The organism is Chryseobacterium sp. c4a, from assembly GCF_009900745.1.
In the GTDB taxonomy this organism is placed as follows: Bacteria; Bacteroidota; Bacteroidia; order Flavobacteriales; family Weeksellaceae; genus Chryseobacterium.
On record NZ_WXVU01000019.1, the window covers coordinates 81,203 to 96,469 of the forward strand.

The 15,267-nt window shown below is 37.6% G+C and carries 10 protein-coding genes; 2 read left to right on the forward strand and 8 right to left on the reverse strand.

Annotated elements, in window-relative coordinates; translation table 11 throughout:
* Position 1: 1 nt before the first annotated feature.
* The 4 genes from GTR01_RS20645 to GTR01_RS20660 form a co-directional block, all read right to left on the reverse strand.
* The gene (locus tag GTR01_RS20645) at positions 2-1,483 is read right to left on the reverse strand and encodes a hypothetical protein (protein WP_160139612.1); all 1,482 of its coding nucleotides are present in this window, start codon (positions 1,481-1,483) and stop codon (positions 2-4) included.
* Positions 1,476-2,372 carry a hypothetical protein gene (locus tag GTR01_RS20650; RefSeq protein WP_160139613.1) on the reverse strand — a complete coding sequence of 299 codons (897 nt, stop codon included), beginning with the start codon at positions 2,370-2,372 and terminating at the stop codon, positions 1,476-1,478. Before GTR01_RS20650 ends, GTR01_RS20645 begins: the two co-directional genes overlap by 8 nt.
* Positions 2,320-4,365, reverse strand: coding sequence for a type VI secretion system Vgr family protein (locus GTR01_RS20655; protein WP_410492608.1), 2,046 nt, complete (start codon positions 4,363-4,365; stop codon positions 2,320-2,322). The genes GTR01_RS20650 and GTR01_RS20655 overlap by 53 nt, the downstream gene beginning before the upstream one ends.
* Before the next feature lie 881 nt (positions 4,366-5,246).
* A complete protein-coding gene (locus tag GTR01_RS20660) occupies positions 5,247-5,627 on the reverse strand; it encodes a hypothetical protein (RefSeq protein WP_160139614.1) in 381 nt (126 codons plus the stop codon).
* 124 nt (positions 5,628-5,751) lie between these two features.
* On the opposite strand from GTR01_RS20660, the gene GTR01_RS20665 reads away from it, so the two are divergent.
* Together GTR01_RS20665 and GTR01_RS20670 are read left to right on the forward strand one after the other, a co-directional pair.
* Entirely contained in the window at positions 5,752-6,603 is an 852-nt protein-coding gene (locus tag GTR01_RS20665; RefSeq protein ID WP_160139615.1) for a LytTR family DNA-binding domain-containing protein, read from the forward strand.
* A gap of 533 nt (positions 6,604-7,136) precedes the next feature.
* Positions 7,137-7,430 (forward strand): hypothetical protein, encoded by a 294-nt coding sequence (locus tag GTR01_RS20670; RefSeq protein WP_160139616.1) that lies wholly within the window; start codon positions 7,137-7,139, stop codon positions 7,428-7,430.
* A 21-nt stretch (positions 7,431-7,451) separates the two neighbouring features.
* On the opposite strand, the gene GTR01_RS20675 is transcribed toward GTR01_RS20670, so the two are convergent.
* From GTR01_RS20675 to GTR01_RS20690, 4 genes are all read right to left on the reverse strand, one after another.
* A complete protein-coding gene (locus GTR01_RS20675; protein WP_160139617.1) occupies positions 7,452-8,789 on the reverse strand; it encodes a TlpA family protein disulfide reductase in 1,338 nt (445 codons plus the stop codon).
* Positions 8,790-8,929: 140 nt separating this feature from the next.
* A complete protein-coding gene (locus GTR01_RS20680; protein WP_160139618.1) occupies positions 8,930-10,303 on the reverse strand; it encodes a RagB/SusD family nutrient uptake outer membrane protein in 1,374 nt (457 codons plus the stop codon).
* A gap of 11 nt (positions 10,304-10,314) precedes the next feature.
* Positions 10,315-13,833, reverse strand: a complete 3,519-nt coding sequence (locus tag GTR01_RS20685; RefSeq protein ID WP_160139619.1) for a SusC/RagA family TonB-linked outer membrane protein — start codon at positions 13,831-13,833, stop codon at positions 10,315-10,317.
* A 218-nt stretch (positions 13,834-14,051) separates the two neighbouring features.
* Positions 14,052-15,206, reverse strand: a complete 1,155-nt coding sequence (locus GTR01_RS20690; protein WP_160139620.1) for a FecR family protein — start codon at positions 15,204-15,206, stop codon at positions 14,052-14,054.
* Between the last annotated feature and the right edge of the window lie 61 nt (positions 15,207-15,267).

Genomic DNA, 15,267 nt, shown 5'->3' on the forward strand with positions numbered 1-15,267 from the left:
TTTACCAGTCCCGAAGTACTGGATTCCCTCTTAAATTACCGTTATCATCTACGTAAATATCCATTTTTTCAGTCTTAACTTCTTTACCACTTAATTCTGCCTCTTCTTGAAGCCTCAAGGCCTCTCTTGCCTGTTGAGAACTTTGTCCATCTGTATAACCATCTTCTCCATTAGCCGCACGCTGTAAGCGGTCATTGGTATATTGCTCTCCTCCCATATTTCTCTGGTCTGGACTCATTGGAATTTCTTTAGTATCTCCATTGTTCCACAGACGTTCCTGCTGGGAGGTTTTAACTTCTGTCTTTATCATTTCTCCTGTTCCGGATTTTCTAGCGACTATATCAACGCCGTTTCCTGATCTATTTTGGACTGCATAGAATTCATCATATCCCAAAGACCTATAATAATCTTCAGCAATTCTTTCTCCAAAATCCCCCAGCTTTTCGCTACTTAATTTTGTGTAATTTGCAGCATTAAACTCTGGTAAAGCATTTCCACGTTCAAACAAGAATTTCTTTCCTGCCCGAATAGCTTTCGCTACAGCTTTCTTTGCAGCAGCAACAGATTCCAACGTAATATTTTCATGTGTTGCAGCTCCTTTTGTCATCAGACCTAATGAGACAGCAGAAAGTCCGGCATAATACAAATCTGTATATAATGCACCTGTTCCGTGGCCATTATGTGCCTCTGGTATATTATTCCCAGCAGCATCTTTCGCATAACCGCCCTGATAATACCCACTTTGTAAGCGGTCGTAAATATTAATAAAGGGTTGTTCGAACATGGTAGCACCTGCCTTTGCCTCTTCTTTTGTATCGCTAAAAGCTTTACCTTCTCGTAACATACCCTCAAAAAGTACTTGATCGGCAACACCGATTCCTCTCGCTGTTGCATTAAGAGCAACAAAATTAAGCATGGCGGTTCCCATTGCTGGAGTTGCAGTACCTGCAAAAGCACCCAATCCTGAAGTTCCAAGCTTACCGATCAAAGCTCCCTCCAATAAAGCCCATCCTGTATTTCTAGCAGTATAGACAAGTGCTTGCCATTGGCTTGTGATTCCAGGAGCATAAGTTATTACACCTCCTATTGGACACATCATTTGACATTTTGAAGTAAGAGAATAGGCATCCCTTCGACCATATGCGTTCAAAGTTGAATATCCTACCCATTTTCTAAATGGAGCCGCTAATCCACCACATAAAGCTGCGCTAGCAGCCACCGCTACAGCTGCAAGTACAAGTAAAGCAGCGCCACCAGTAACTACTCCTGCTGCTGCAATTGCTGCTGCTAGAACCAACGTCCACCGACAGCAAAAATCACCTATTTGCTGAGTTGCCGTATCGTCTTTAACAAGATAATAAAATTTATCTTTTGTAGCGTGATTATGCTGGGTGGGATATATTTTTGCGGGAGCTAAGCCTGATGAACAAGTAAAATACATATCACTGTTCAAAGCTACATTTCCAGTTTGACTATCACTCATATTGTTGTAATTTATAATAGACTTCACCACTAAACTTTTCATTTATGACCTCCCTAAAACGTACTTGACCATCTTTGAGAAATCCGTTTGCTCTATCTATATTATAATTGGCATTGTAAACATAAATAGGTTTTACCATGTTAAAATCTGAAATTGGAAATCCTCCATACAGATTTTTTATATGATTTTCATCTAGAATGCTGGGATAACCTTCTATTTGTATATTAATAGCGTTGTCATAATCATTACTTGCATTACTTTCATATCGCAAATCAAAAGGGATGGTTCCCGATCTATACAAATTTGGGATATTCTTTCTTACTCTACTAAAAAAATCTCTACCATATAAGCCATTTAGATAAATGGTGAAAAATTCCATATTTTTTACCATTGCTTCAACACCGCCCTTGCTTTCAAAAGTTTCGTCTTGTATTTTAAACAATTCTACTAAAGATGTATTGCCGCGGTTGTACTCAATGGCTTCAGATTTGACATCCTCCCAACGATCTTTTATCTGCTCCAAGTTATCAACTCTGAGGAAATTGCCCTGTCGGTCAACCGTAAACTTTACTTCATTAAGAGCTTTTTGCATTTGACTGACTACTTTATGTATTTCTATGTATCCAGAATTGTCTGCCTTAACCATGCTATGATCTAGTGTAATCAGTTCAAATGAGTAATGTTGTGTTCCAATTTCGATCAAACTTAGCATCCACCTAATTTGTACTTCATTATCACTCGTAAACCCGTTGAGGTTCATATTGCTTTTAATTGTAACTAGATACTTTCTTGTAGCTAAGGATTTAAAATCTATAGTATACTCCATTGCAGTAATCTTAATTAATAAATACATTTCCACCACTCCAAGAACCTTCTCCGGTAATTTCAATTTTTGCTCCATTTACTTTGATACCAGCCGTAGAAATTTCTATACTGTTATCTCCAACTTTAAGCGTTAATTTATCGAGTGAACTAAGATCAATTACACCATCTTTGCCCATAGTCAATACACTTTGTCCATTTCCTACATCTGTTTTATGAGTATCTCCAACATTCACAGTGTTCTTTTGCCCCACAGTAACAGATTTGTTTTTATTAGCTTTTGTATCAGCATTTCCAGCTCCATCAAACTTCATATTTGCTCCACCTTGATCCGTTAGAAAAACAGAACCTTCACCATCGTTCAGCTCTAGTTTGTTTCCGCTACGACTACTTAAGCTCTTGATATTATTACCAGCACCGCCACCAGCACCAATCCCGCCATGATACATTCCGCCCATAACAAAAGGTCTGTCAGGATGGAGGTGAACAAAGTTTACAATGACCTGATCCCCAACTTCTGGAATGGACATAAATCCCCTGTTTTTACCGACTTTTTCACTACTACCAGCATCTGGGGACATAACACGTATGAATTCTGTACTATCTGATCCGCTTTGCCAATCCAACTGAACCTGTACGCGCCCCTGATTCAGAGGATCAGTATTAGAAACCACTTTTCCAAATTGTGGTTCAGCTACCGGAATAATAAATTCCGGTCTTGGAATGTAACCTGTATCAGAAGCTATTGCCTGAAATGATCCATCATAATATCCTCTCGCATCTACTTCATGGGTAACTTCAATTAACATTAACTTTGTAAAGTAGGAGGTATCATTAGAATCAGTCTTCCTCATCTCAATTTCAGCTATACAACCAGGATACAGAAATGGAACTGTCGTATTTCCAGAAGTGACAAAAACCTCTGACGCTTTACTACCTGCTGTTCCTTTTTGTGAAGCATCAATATCCATAAATGACGATGCCCTGATGGGAGCAACCCTTAAAGATGGTGTCTGAAATGTTCTTTCAGAAATCTCGTAAGCGCGTTTTGCTATATCAGAAGTGTGATTGATTTTTGGATCACCGCCCTTAAACTTCTCGTTTTTACTGCTATTGTAACCATAGAACGAAGGTTTTACATGCTGCGCCTTCATCTTAACTTTAATATCTGTCAGGTTACTACCATAGGTTAACTTCACAGGCTTCTCCTGTGGTGGTAACTGTCCAAAATGCAATACTTCTCCATCATAGAAAAACTGTTCCCCGTAGGCTTCTGCCATTCTTGCCAAATAATTGTAATGGGTTTCTTCATATTGACAACTGTAAGGGACATTACCATGCTTTGCATCAACTCTAAAGTCAAATCGGCCTTGTCCGAACCCCTGCTGGATAACCTCCGTAGCAATACTATTCAGGCTCATCGGTTGGGCTCCACCAAAACTTTGAATATGAGGTGCCGCATCTAAAAGTATAGTTGGGCTAGAGCCCGACAATACAAGGTTGCCCAAACTTCCCTGATTCTGACTGAAACCAACTTCTGTAATGACTCCTACAAAGTTCCGTTCAGGCCCTTCTTCGATGTCTTTGTACTTGAAGACAACAGTTATCCTTTTTCCCAGAAGATTGTGCGCTTCTTCAAGATTATGGTTCTCAGGATTCCCCAGGCTATCATGAGCTAGAATAAGCTCAAATTCATGATGTTTTGTAGCACTCTGAACCAGTTTAAAATGCTTGAAATACTTAATAGGCTTTCCTTCAACATGAATGTCAAGGCGAACGACACGGTTTATTCCAGCAATGGCATTTTCTGGAATTGCCTGTGCATTGAAAATCTTAGATGTGGGCTGTTGAGCCCAAACTCTGTTTTGTACAACGGTAGGAGCAGTAGGGATTAAAGGCTGGTTCATAAAGCTCTGAGCCATGCTACCTGCCGTCTTAATGGTTGAAAGCGTTTTATTGGAAGTCGGAATATTCATAGCTATTTCCTGAATATTTTTTGCGATATCTCCGTTTACTGAATCTGCTCCTTTCTTTGGCAGATTCTTATCATCTTGAAACATGACATAATTTTTTTCGGTTGTGTTGATTTACGGATTGGAACTATGTCCAAATAAGATGAGACTATTTAGGTCAAATCGCAGCTGGTAAATCATGGTCTCCACAGGATATTTACTTTCATAGCTGGTTTGAATAATATCGGAGAGAATTTAGTTGGGAACTAAAACTCTTACTAAGTACTTACGATAAGTATTATTTTAGATTGATTGCTTTGTATTTTCATAAGTTTTTTTATTGATTTAGTTTTGCAATATATTACGTATAAATTTCACCCACAAATGAAATAGGTGTTAATTTAAAAATTGTCGTAGTTCTACGATTCTTATTATCCAGCAACTTACAATTTATTTTTTTGATTTCATTACGGGTTTCCGTAATGAGTTCTCCGTAGAATGCTGTAGTATTGGTTTTTAAAAAAAGTGAAGATTAAAATCTAATTATTATACGGGTCTACTACGTGATTTGTCTTGAAGGGTAAATGAAGTACGTACTACATGGTGCTAATTTGTTAATAAGCACCAGCTAAAATCAATTAAGCACCACAAAGTTTTGGATTGTAATAGTTATTTAGATTTAAATTGTGTTCATTCCGAAAAATGAGCATCCATTTACTGACTGAATTGATTAATCAGCTTAAGTGTAGATCAGTGGATGTTTTCAGGATACAAAAAGCATATTATTTATGTTCATTTTCTGGAAAAGAAGCAGTATGTTGTTGCTGATCTGTTCAGTTTGACCATAAATTTAGCAATAAATTAGGTTTTCATGGTACGTTGTTTCAACTATACCGGAGTAATGGTCTTCATTGAATGAATTTACCTGAATCTCCGGATAGTTGATTTTAAAATCTGGACTTGATAAAGAATAAACGCCAAATGATTATTTAGCTATATACTATTTTAAAAGTCAGTTCACCAGCTGCCATGTCATTTCTATTTCCATCAGTAGATGCTTTTACCGTGCTAACCGATTCAATCCATTTTGCATATCCGGGCTCTGTTGGCGGATTGGGATAATCAAGGGTAATCGGTAAGCGACTGACGAAACAGAAAGCACATTGATCACCATAGAATTGCGCCGTTCGAACGTCAATATTAAGCAGAAATTGGTTCTGGCTTGCTGATAGATCAAAATTACCTTCGATCCATTGTTTAAAACCGTCCCGGATCAGCTTTGCTTCAGCTTGCAGCATACTGTCAGGAAGACCATATAAATAATCAATCATGCTGTTAACACCAGTTGGTGTAAATGGGTATTTTGCCATATAGTCAAGTTTTTTGGTTATTATTTTCTTTTGATTTATTAATCTGAAGTTAACAAAAAGAGCTTTTTCTTATATTTAATAATTAGAATTTCACTATGCTTTGAATAATATTCATCTGAAAACCATGATAAACAATATTTACAACAACAAGAAGACACGTGTAAGCGCAGCAGTGATAGCAGCATTTTATATCGTGATCCATGGGAAACCATTTAATTTACTCAAAGCATTATATTCCCTCGGATTTTATATTGCTTTAGCAATCAGTATTGTGGTGGCTATGTTTCTCGTCCAGGTTGTTCACAGATGTACAGTATTATTGGATCAAAAATATGACTGGAGGACTATGTTGTTCACCCGTATTGTTATGCAGAGCGTTTTTGGAATAGTATTGCCATGCCTCATAGATCTAATAATAATGTCGCTTTTTTTTCAGTTACAGGGACAAAATGCATGGGAAAACGGATTCATTCATATTGATTTTCCGGTAATCATACTACTGATGGTTATTTTAAACCTATACTATCTGATTTACTATTTACTCTATACAAGAAGTAATGAAGAACCTATACAGCTAGCTGCTAAAAAGCAAATTTTAAAAGCAGGCCCGTCGACGCTCATTGTTCATTATAATGGAAAACATATTCAATTTAACGTTAATGACGATATTATCTTCTTTTTTAGATCAGGTCGGTATGTTAAAGCTCTGACTGTACATGGCAACGAATATGTGATCCCTCAAACGATTGGTGAGTTGGAAGACAGTTATGCTCATGTAGATTTTTGTCGGATTAACAGGGCTGTGCTGATTAATTGTACGACGGTTCGTGGGTATGCAACTGGTGATAAAAGGGGAAGTTTTCGTATTATCTTCAAACCGCCAATAGCTGAAATTGTCGATAGTTATGGAAACGCAAATTTTAGTATAACCAAAGATTTTTTTTCAGTATTTCGGGATAGATTCGAGAAATTGTGATTTAAAAACTTATAAGAATATTAAAAATATCTCGATTTTTTGATGTTTTCCATGACAGATTTTACATACTTCACGACATATTTCTGTAGGTTTCGTATACAAATTATGTATGTTTCGCAACATCCACGAATTTATCGTATTGTTTTATAAGCATTATTCACTTTACATTTGGCTTGAAGGTGGACTTTAAAACTGTCTGAAAGTTTAACCGTAAAAAATAGCCTCACAGCATATCAATATATCCCAAAATTTTGTTGATATGAATCTTAGATTTTTATGATGTGATAGTAACTATTTCGGATCGTGAAAAAATATTAAAATTATCAGATCCAATGATCTCTGAAATAGTAGAGTTTAAATGAATTGCTGAAAACAGTAACCGATTTAAACTTAGAATTCTTAGGATGTACAAATGTAATTGTCTTACAGAATTGTAAAAGTAACCCGCAGACCTTTTCGTCTGTACCTTTTTCAATCTCCTCTTTCAAAGACAGATTTTCTGTCTAATTAATAATCATTAAAATCAAACCAAAATGAAACCAATCAAAATCGCCGCTACAGCGTTAATTATTGCTGGCGGCACATTCGCAGCTTTTGCATTTACTTCAAATAAGGAAAGCAAAACCACTCCGCCGCCAACAACTTACTACGCTATTGAGGATACGCCAGGATCACCGAACTTTCATTGGTCCACCAGTGTTCCAGCAGGCTATGAATGCGTACCAGGAAAAGCCGTATGTTCCATAACAGCAACCACTCCGCCAACGAACAATCAGCTTCCAAGTGGGGTAACTTCACGAAATGAAGTTTATCGTTTGATTGAATAATAGCATTGTTAAATGGGCTCTTTAAAGATTGTTATTCAGAGCTTTTTCGATTTTATTTTTTAAGTCGGAACCTTGGTCTGAAACTAACTTTCTTGGGGAGCCTATTATTTTTCCATTTTTATCAATGATAATAATGGTAGGATATCCGCTAACCTGCAAATATCTGAACAACGGATGGCTGTCACCCTGTTTACCTCCTGAGAGGTTAATATGTTTCGGATCTGTATACAATCCGCCATGAATACTTTTTAACCAAAGATGTAGTTTGCTATCTCTTGAAATCGAAATGAGTTTCACAGGTTGTCCTTCAAAACCCTTTATGATAGGATCAAGGATTTTGTAAGCAATGGCACAAGCGCCACAACCCGTAAACCAAAAATCCAGTACCAATACATTCCCTTTGAACTGACTTAGTGGAACTTCATTTCCTGATGTGTCTGTAAGGGTAAACTCAGGAATTACTGTCCCTGGTGAAAATTTTTGTATACCTTTTAAAAGATTTTGATAACGGCTAAAATCAATATCTTTAGTGATACTGGTAATGTAATTGGTTGTGAAAGTGTCAGCCTGTCTATTATAATAAATAAATGCCGCAATTAATTGGGATAATATTTGACCTTTAAAATTATCTTTTAAATAGGCAATGTATTCATTGTCTTTCTCTACTTTGGTCAATCTCTCCGATTTATTATGATTTCTCTTGAATATACTTCCATAACGAGAGGCAACAAGTGAAATCCACGAAGCAGAAGGAATATTGACCAGATCCTTATTACTGGAAAGAGGTTTAATATACCTGTCATAGAGATCAGTATCAATTTTACGCATATATTCCTGCGCCGCGCCTTTATTTATATAGGCAATAGAGTACAGTATACTTACTAATCCAATTGTTTTTTGAAGTCGTACAGCTGAAAATGCCTGGGTCATGTATCGTGGATTTTGCCCGTCTGTAGCTTGAATAGCTTGAATGGTTTTTTTTATTATTTCCATATTTTTTTCCATCATTCCGCCCTGCCAGTTTATACCTGCTACATTAGAATTGTAAATTGAATCTAATAGATTATGATAATTTACTATAGCTGCTCCTTTTTTACTAAATACAAGCTGATTGTTTTTTATAGCTAAGCTTAGATCACAACCTGATTCTAGAATTCCATCATCCCAACCCAATGCACCCAATCTTTCCGGTAAATAAAGTCTGCATCGCTCTATATTTCCAATCAGCTCAATATCAAAAGAAAAACTGTTATTCTTAACGATCGCATAGGCAATGATCTGGTTTTCCAATCCAGCAGACAAAAATTGATATTGATAGCGAACTAACTTGATGGAATCTCCATCTTTTAGCTCTTTCATAGTGCCGCTAAGTCTAATATTTTTTCGACTTTGAGAAAAAACGCTTGATCCGGATAAGATCATTAATATTATAATAATGTAGACCTGATATATTTTATTTGAATTGAAATTTTTCATTTTCTTTAATATTGGATAAATTATTAACGTTCATTTTGTTGCATTCCGGTTAGTTCAATTTCCCTGTAAGGAATCGGAAATGCATATTTTTTGTCGTTGGGAAGTAACTTATAGGTTACATTATCAATTTCTCTTGATAGGGTCTGTTTGAAAGGTTCTTCCAGATTGAGCCTTCTTAAATCTGTCCAGCGAAGCCCTCTGTTGATAAGTTCTTTTCTTCTTTCCAATAAAATACGTATTAACAGCTGAGACTGGTCCTTTAGATCAATTGGTAAGAATGTTCCCGTTTTAAAACGGTACTTCAAAAGTTCGTTCACATCTTTTAGAGCCTGTGTTAAATTTCCGATTCTTGTCGCTGTCTCTGCTCGGATCAGTAGAATTTCATCCACGGCGAGACCTGAATAAAGCCCCGTTTTTACAGCATAAGAACCCCGGAAACGTATCCCGTTTTGATAGGTATAAAGTATCTTTTCACGCCTGATATCATTAGGTTCATATTCGGCATATAGTTCCGAATCAATGACGCAGCTTACCCGGCTCCTGGGAATAGTATGGGCTGTCAAAGTTCTATGATAGATGTCCTCATTAAGAAAGTCTGTAGATAATGTATATGTTCCCGGTGATAACGTATTATAATCTGTCAGGGCTGTCTTCATTTTTAAACACTTATCTGCGTATTCATAGGCTTTATCATAATCCCTTATGGCGAGTGAAATACGTGCAAGCAATGCATAAGCGGCCCATTTAGAAGGGCGAGTAGGTTTATCGGGGAAATCTGGTAGTAAATCTACTGACGCATTTACATCGCTGAGAATCTGCTCATAATTTTCTTTGATCGAGGCTCTTACTGATTTCATATTGGGATCTGAGCTGAGCCTTATCGGAATTCCCAATGAAGATATATGGGTTTTAGGATCATAAGGCATTGCAAAAGTCTGTACCAATGAATAAGAGGCATACCCCCTTAAAAAGAACGCGCTTCCTTTGATATTATCATAGATTTTCTGCTCTTGGTAACTATATTTTATTTTAGGTAGATAGTCCAAAATTGTATTGGCATAGTAGATCTGTTCGTATGATTGATCCCAATCATTGGAATAGGGTTCCCCTTGATATATATCTTTTGCCCAGATGTAGGAATTTCTTTGGACAGCTGTGGAGAGTGTTTTCCATTGTGGTGTTGAGACATTATATTCCTCACTTGCAATCGCTCCTAATGCCGGATCACTGTTCATATTAAACAATTCTTCATTATTCAATAACAGTTGTAAATCACTGAGGGTCTGCGGAGTGGACAAGGCGTCATTGGGTTTCTCCGCCAGGAATTCATCCTGCTTTTTGCAGGCCATTGAGCAGCTTATGCTGATCAGAAGAAAAAAGATGTATGTTGATTTCATGGCTTTATTGATTAGAATGTGCATTTCACGCCCAGTGCATAGGATCTTGCAGAAGGTAGCCCGCCAGCGAATGTATCTGGATCAAGTCCCTGTTTGTTGGCACGCCAAAGGATACCTAAATTACCGGCGTAGAAGTAAATATTGATAGATTTAACAGTACCAGAGAACAGTTTTGTTGCTGGTAATGAATAGGACAGATTGATGTCCTGCAATCTTACATGGTCAGCTTTGGAAACAAGTGGTTCACTGAACATATAGAATGTATTCCTTGAAGCATTTAACGGAAAGTCCGGCATGGAAGGAACATGAGTTCTTAATTCATCGCCCGGTTGCTGCCAGCGCTCATTAAAGTCTCGGTGTCCCTTAAGATTGTATATTAGGGATCCGTAGTCTAAGGAACTCCGTCTCAGATAATATCCAAACTTATACAAGATATTGAAAGAAAGAGAGAGTGATTTATAGGAAACAGTGTTTAGAAAGGAACCAAAAGAAATGGGTCTTGCGGAACCGAAGTATACCAGATCATCCGTTGCTGTCTCAGAGATAATAGCTCCATAGTCTTTTGAAACTGCACCATTCAAATACCCCTGCGGATCTCCTTTTTCGTGATCCAGGCCAGCCCATTTGTAGCCAAAAGTACTGAAGACTGGTTTTCCAACAAGTGGGGTCACGCTTCCCATACCGTAGAAAAGATAATCAAAACTGGTTGCCTCCACGTCATATTTGACCAACTTGTCCAAACTGTAGCTATAGTTGATCGCTGAGCTCCATTTAATGGGTTTTGTTTTGAATAGATTAAAAGAAAGTGCGAGGTCAATCCCTTCTCCCTTGGTACTTGCTGTATTTCCTTTATACTGTCTGATACCAGTTGAGGCTGCCAGTGGAGAAAAACCGATCAGATTGATTCCCTTTTTTTTATAATATTCCAGCGATCCAGTAATTAAACCTGAACTCGACGCAAAATCAATCCCCAAATTGGTCATCTTGGTTTTTTCCCATTGAAGGTGGGGGTTATTTGGATTGAGTATCCTTGCATTGGGTAAACCTGTTATAAAAGAATTATTGGCTCTTATTATCGTTGTAACGGCTGCAACGGTTTTATCCACATTACCGTTATACCCGTAGGTTGCCCTGATTTTTAAATAGGTTAAAAACGACAAATGATAGAAACTTTCCTTGGAAATATCCCAAGCCAATCCTGCGGAATATAACGGAACGGACTGCTGATTTGTTTTCACCCCAAAAAGGTTTGATTTATCAATCCTTCCGCTAATTGAAAATATGTATTTTTTATCCAGCGTATATCCTGCATTACCAAAATAGGAAATATAGCGGTCTGTATAACCACTAAATCCATTTCTGTTGGGAATAAGTGAATTGGCACCACTTGGAAAGGTTCGGTAATAATTAACCAAATCTACGTTAACCTGCGAACCTGTGCTTTTGTCATAACCATAAGATGTATTACCACTACCAGTTGTGCGAGCATTGTTGATCTCAGCTCCAAAAAGTGCATTTAAATCATGTCTGCCTGAGAAATTCTTATTGTAGGTTAGTAATGACCTCAGTCTGTTGGATATAAGTCGGGTGTATGCACTATTGAGGATACCACCCTCAGGAACGGGCGTATTTCCTGAAACCGTATCCAAAAACATATTGTACAGATTTCTGCTATAATATGTCTTATCATCAAAATAATTCGCCGTTTCAGAAAGTTGTTTTTCATACTGGTAATTCAGAGCGATATGCAAGCCATCGATGATCCGGTATTTAAGTCCCAAAACGATTCTCATATCAGCATTGCTACCTGTATTGTCTGCATTTTCAAGCGCACTTAGGGGATAATAATTCCAGTCCTTATATTTAGATGACCCTGAAACTGAATTAAAAAAAGAGTAATTATAATCTCTTTCAATCCGCGTTGCATTACCGTTCTGATCCCTGAGACTAACATATGGGTACATAAAGTTCCGGCTTCCCCCGGTATGCAGTTCGGCAAGTGTACTATTGGACTTGCTGTTAGTATTGCTCCAAGAGATATTGGAAGACAATTCCAGATTCTTCAATAATGAGAAAGTATTGGCCAATGCTATTGTAGTTCTCCTGTTATTATTACCTCTTGACGCGAAATCGTTTTTGTCATGTCCAACTGAAAAGTGGTAGGTATACTGCTCGGTTCCACCTGAAAGACTGAAAGCGTACTGCTGTAAGACAGATTTACGATAATAATATTTCATGATATCATTTCTGATGTCAAGCTTGCCCAGGGAGTCAAGGATCTGATTTAACTTACTATCCTGAATCAAGCCAGATTTTTTTTCATAGAGAGACTGCACGACAGGGGAAATAACGCTATTGGGGTCTTTTATTGTGGTTTCATAAAAATCTTGGTCAAACAGAAATTTTTCAACCGAAATCACGTCTTTACTGGAAATGAAATTGGGATCATAGAAGATGTTGGGCTTATTTCCTATGGTGACATTGGAATTGAAACTGATCAGCGGCTGAGTGTTTTTCTTTCCGCTTTTGGTGGTCAGGACGATTACGCCATTCCCGGATCTCACTCCCCAGATGGAAGCCGCCGCTGCATCTTTTAAGATGCTGATATTTTCAATGTCATTGGGGTTGATATTGGAAAGGTCTCCGTCATATGGAAATCCATCAACAACAATTAGCGGCTGATCTCCGGCAAATAGTGTACTCCGGCCTCTTATACTTATGTCCGGCCCCGAAGTCGAAGCAGAAGTATTTTTGTTAAAAAGAAGTCCCGGAACAACACCTTCCAGTCTTTCCAGAATATTTGTGCTTACCTTTCTATTGATAAGGGTACTATCAAGGAAAACAAAACTACCTGTGGCTCGTTCTTTGGGTAGGGTCTGATACCCCGTATTGACAGTTACATCGACAATTCCAAGCTGCATGATCTGGGAATGAAGTATAACATCCATTCTTTCGCCTTCTATATCCTTGGTAATGGACTGGTAACCCAATAACCTGAAAGAAACCTTTTTATTTGCATCATTATAAGGCAGGGAAAAATTGCCATCAGCATCTGACCGAGCTGCTATATCGGTATTGTGCAAAAGTATAGTTACTCCTGTAAGTGGCATTCCTAAAGAATCGGTTATTTTTCCATTGATTTGCTTCTGTTTGGAAGGAAGACTTCTGTCACTTTCTGTCTTCTTTTCCTGAATATAAATCGTTCTGTCTTTGATTTCATAATCAAATGGCTGATTCTTAAAAATTTCAGTAAGCACTTTTTCAATAGTAGCAGACTTAAAGTCTACGGAAACAGATTTTGCTTTTTTAACCTGCTGGGTATTGAAAACAAAAGCATAATTGCTCTGCTGACGAAGTTGTTTAATAACTTCTATTAGTGGTTGTTGACGCGCTGTAATGCTGATAGACTGTCCATAACTGTGTAATGTTAGCAGCAACGAAAGCAATGTCAGGAGCATTCGAGTAATACTCTTAAAGGGGGTATGGCTGGTTTCTGTTTCATATCGGGAACAGCGAAACCAATAATCCATGTGTTTCATCGATTCATAATCTGAGATACTGGAGTAAAACCCCTTTGCGGGGCATATCCTACTGTTGTTATTGCAGTCGATAAAGATTACTTTTGTATCAGTTGGTTAATTCGTTTATATAATCCGCAATGATTATTACCATTTTAGCCGACAATCTGCCGGGACTGCGCGAACAGTTCCGGTTAGATTTTTTGTAGGGCTAACTTTTCAATATTATCCTACTGTTTCACAATAATCCTCCTTCCCTGAATTTCAAATTTAGAGTTGCCGCTATGCTTTAATGAAACAAGGACCTCGGAAAGTTTCCTGTTGCGGGGAATTTCAGCATAAAAGCTTTCGTTCTTAAAGTCTTTCGGATAAACCACATCAACATCATACCAACGGCTGATATGAAGAAGAATATCGGTCAATTTTGTATCATTGAAAATAAATACATCCTTTGTCCAGCCGATATAATCAGACACTTCAACCTCTTTGACCCTTACGCGGTTTCCGGTTAAGATACTTTGCTGTCCAGGACTTAACTTTATAGGTAGACTGCTTCTTTCATTGGTGTTTATTTCTACTTTTCCTTCCTGTAAAGTCGTTGTAATAGGTTCCCCCGCGAAACTGTAAAGATTAAATTTAGTTCCCAGTACTTTAATGCTCTGTCCAGTACTTTTTACGATAAAGGGATTTTCGGGATTGTGTGACACCTCAAAGTAAGCTTCGCCGTATAATTCGACATTGCGATATGGTGTTGTGAATTTTGTTGGATAAGTAATGGTAGTCGCTGAGTTTAAAAAGACCTTGGTTCCATCAGGTAGAACAACCCTGTACTGTCCACCACGTGGTGTACTGATGGTTACATTCTGAATGGTCTGTATATCGGTAATTTTATTTCCTCCAGTATATTTAATTCCTGTGGAATCTGTTTGGATTCCATTTTTATCACTGTTAAGTTCATAAGTTGATCCACTAGAAAGCTTAAGGGTTGCCCGATCGGTTCCCGGAGTAATATCCTTTACATCTGTTGTTGTGATATTTTTTCTTATTTCGTTGGGTTCGATAAAAAAGAAATACGAGAATATGCCAATAATAATCAGTATTGCAGCGGACAGATAAGGAAGGTTTTTTCTGAAAAGGGACTTTTTCATTTTACTGATCTCGATCATCTGATAGATATGGCTATCTGTGAGGGCAAGCGTTTTATGGAGACCTATTTCATCTATTGAATCCCGTTCTTCTTCAATAGCCATTAGGAGCATTTCATGGAGATCGTTGCTATTCTGTTCTATTGAAAAATATTCAAGTAGCCTGCTAAATTCCTCCTTGGAAATGGTTCCGTCAAGATAGCTTTTAAAAAGCTCCAGTATATCGTTATTGGTTTTCAATGCTGTTTTTTAAGGGTAATACTGACTTGGTCCCCAAAACAATAGCTACAGAAAAGAAGAA

Excerpts from the sequence above, each read along its gene's own strand:
- GTR01_RS20670 (WP_160139616.1), top strand. The coding sequence starts at position 7,137 with ATGAAACCAATCAAAATCGCCGCTACAGCGTTAATTATTGCTGGCGGC.
- GTR01_RS20665 (WP_160139615.1), top strand. The coding sequence starts at position 5,752 with ATGATAAACAATATTTACAACAACAAGAAGACACGTGTAAGCGCAGCA.
- GTR01_RS20675 (WP_160139617.1), bottom strand. The coding sequence starts at position 8,789 with ATGAAAGAGCTAAAAGATGGAGATTCCATCAAGTTAGTTCGCTATCAA.
- GTR01_RS20655 (WP_410492608.1), bottom strand. The coding sequence starts at position 4,365 with ATGTTTCAAGATGATAAGAATCTGCCAAAGAAAGGAGCAGATTCAGTA.
- GTR01_RS20660 (WP_160139614.1), bottom strand. The coding sequence starts at position 5,627 with ATGGCAAAATACCCATTTACACCAACTGGTGTTAACAGCATGATTGAT.
- GTR01_RS20645 (WP_160139612.1), bottom strand. The coding sequence starts at position 1,483 with ATGAGTGATAGTCAAACTGGAAATGTAGCTTTGAACAGTGATATGTAT.
- GTR01_RS20680 (WP_160139618.1), bottom strand. The coding sequence starts at position 10,303 with ATGAAATCAACATACATCTTTTTTCTTCTGATCAGCATAAGCTGCTCA.
- GTR01_RS20685 (WP_160139619.1), bottom strand. The coding sequence starts at position 13,833 with ATGGATTATTGGTTTCGCTGTTCCCGATATGAAACAGAAACCAGCCAT.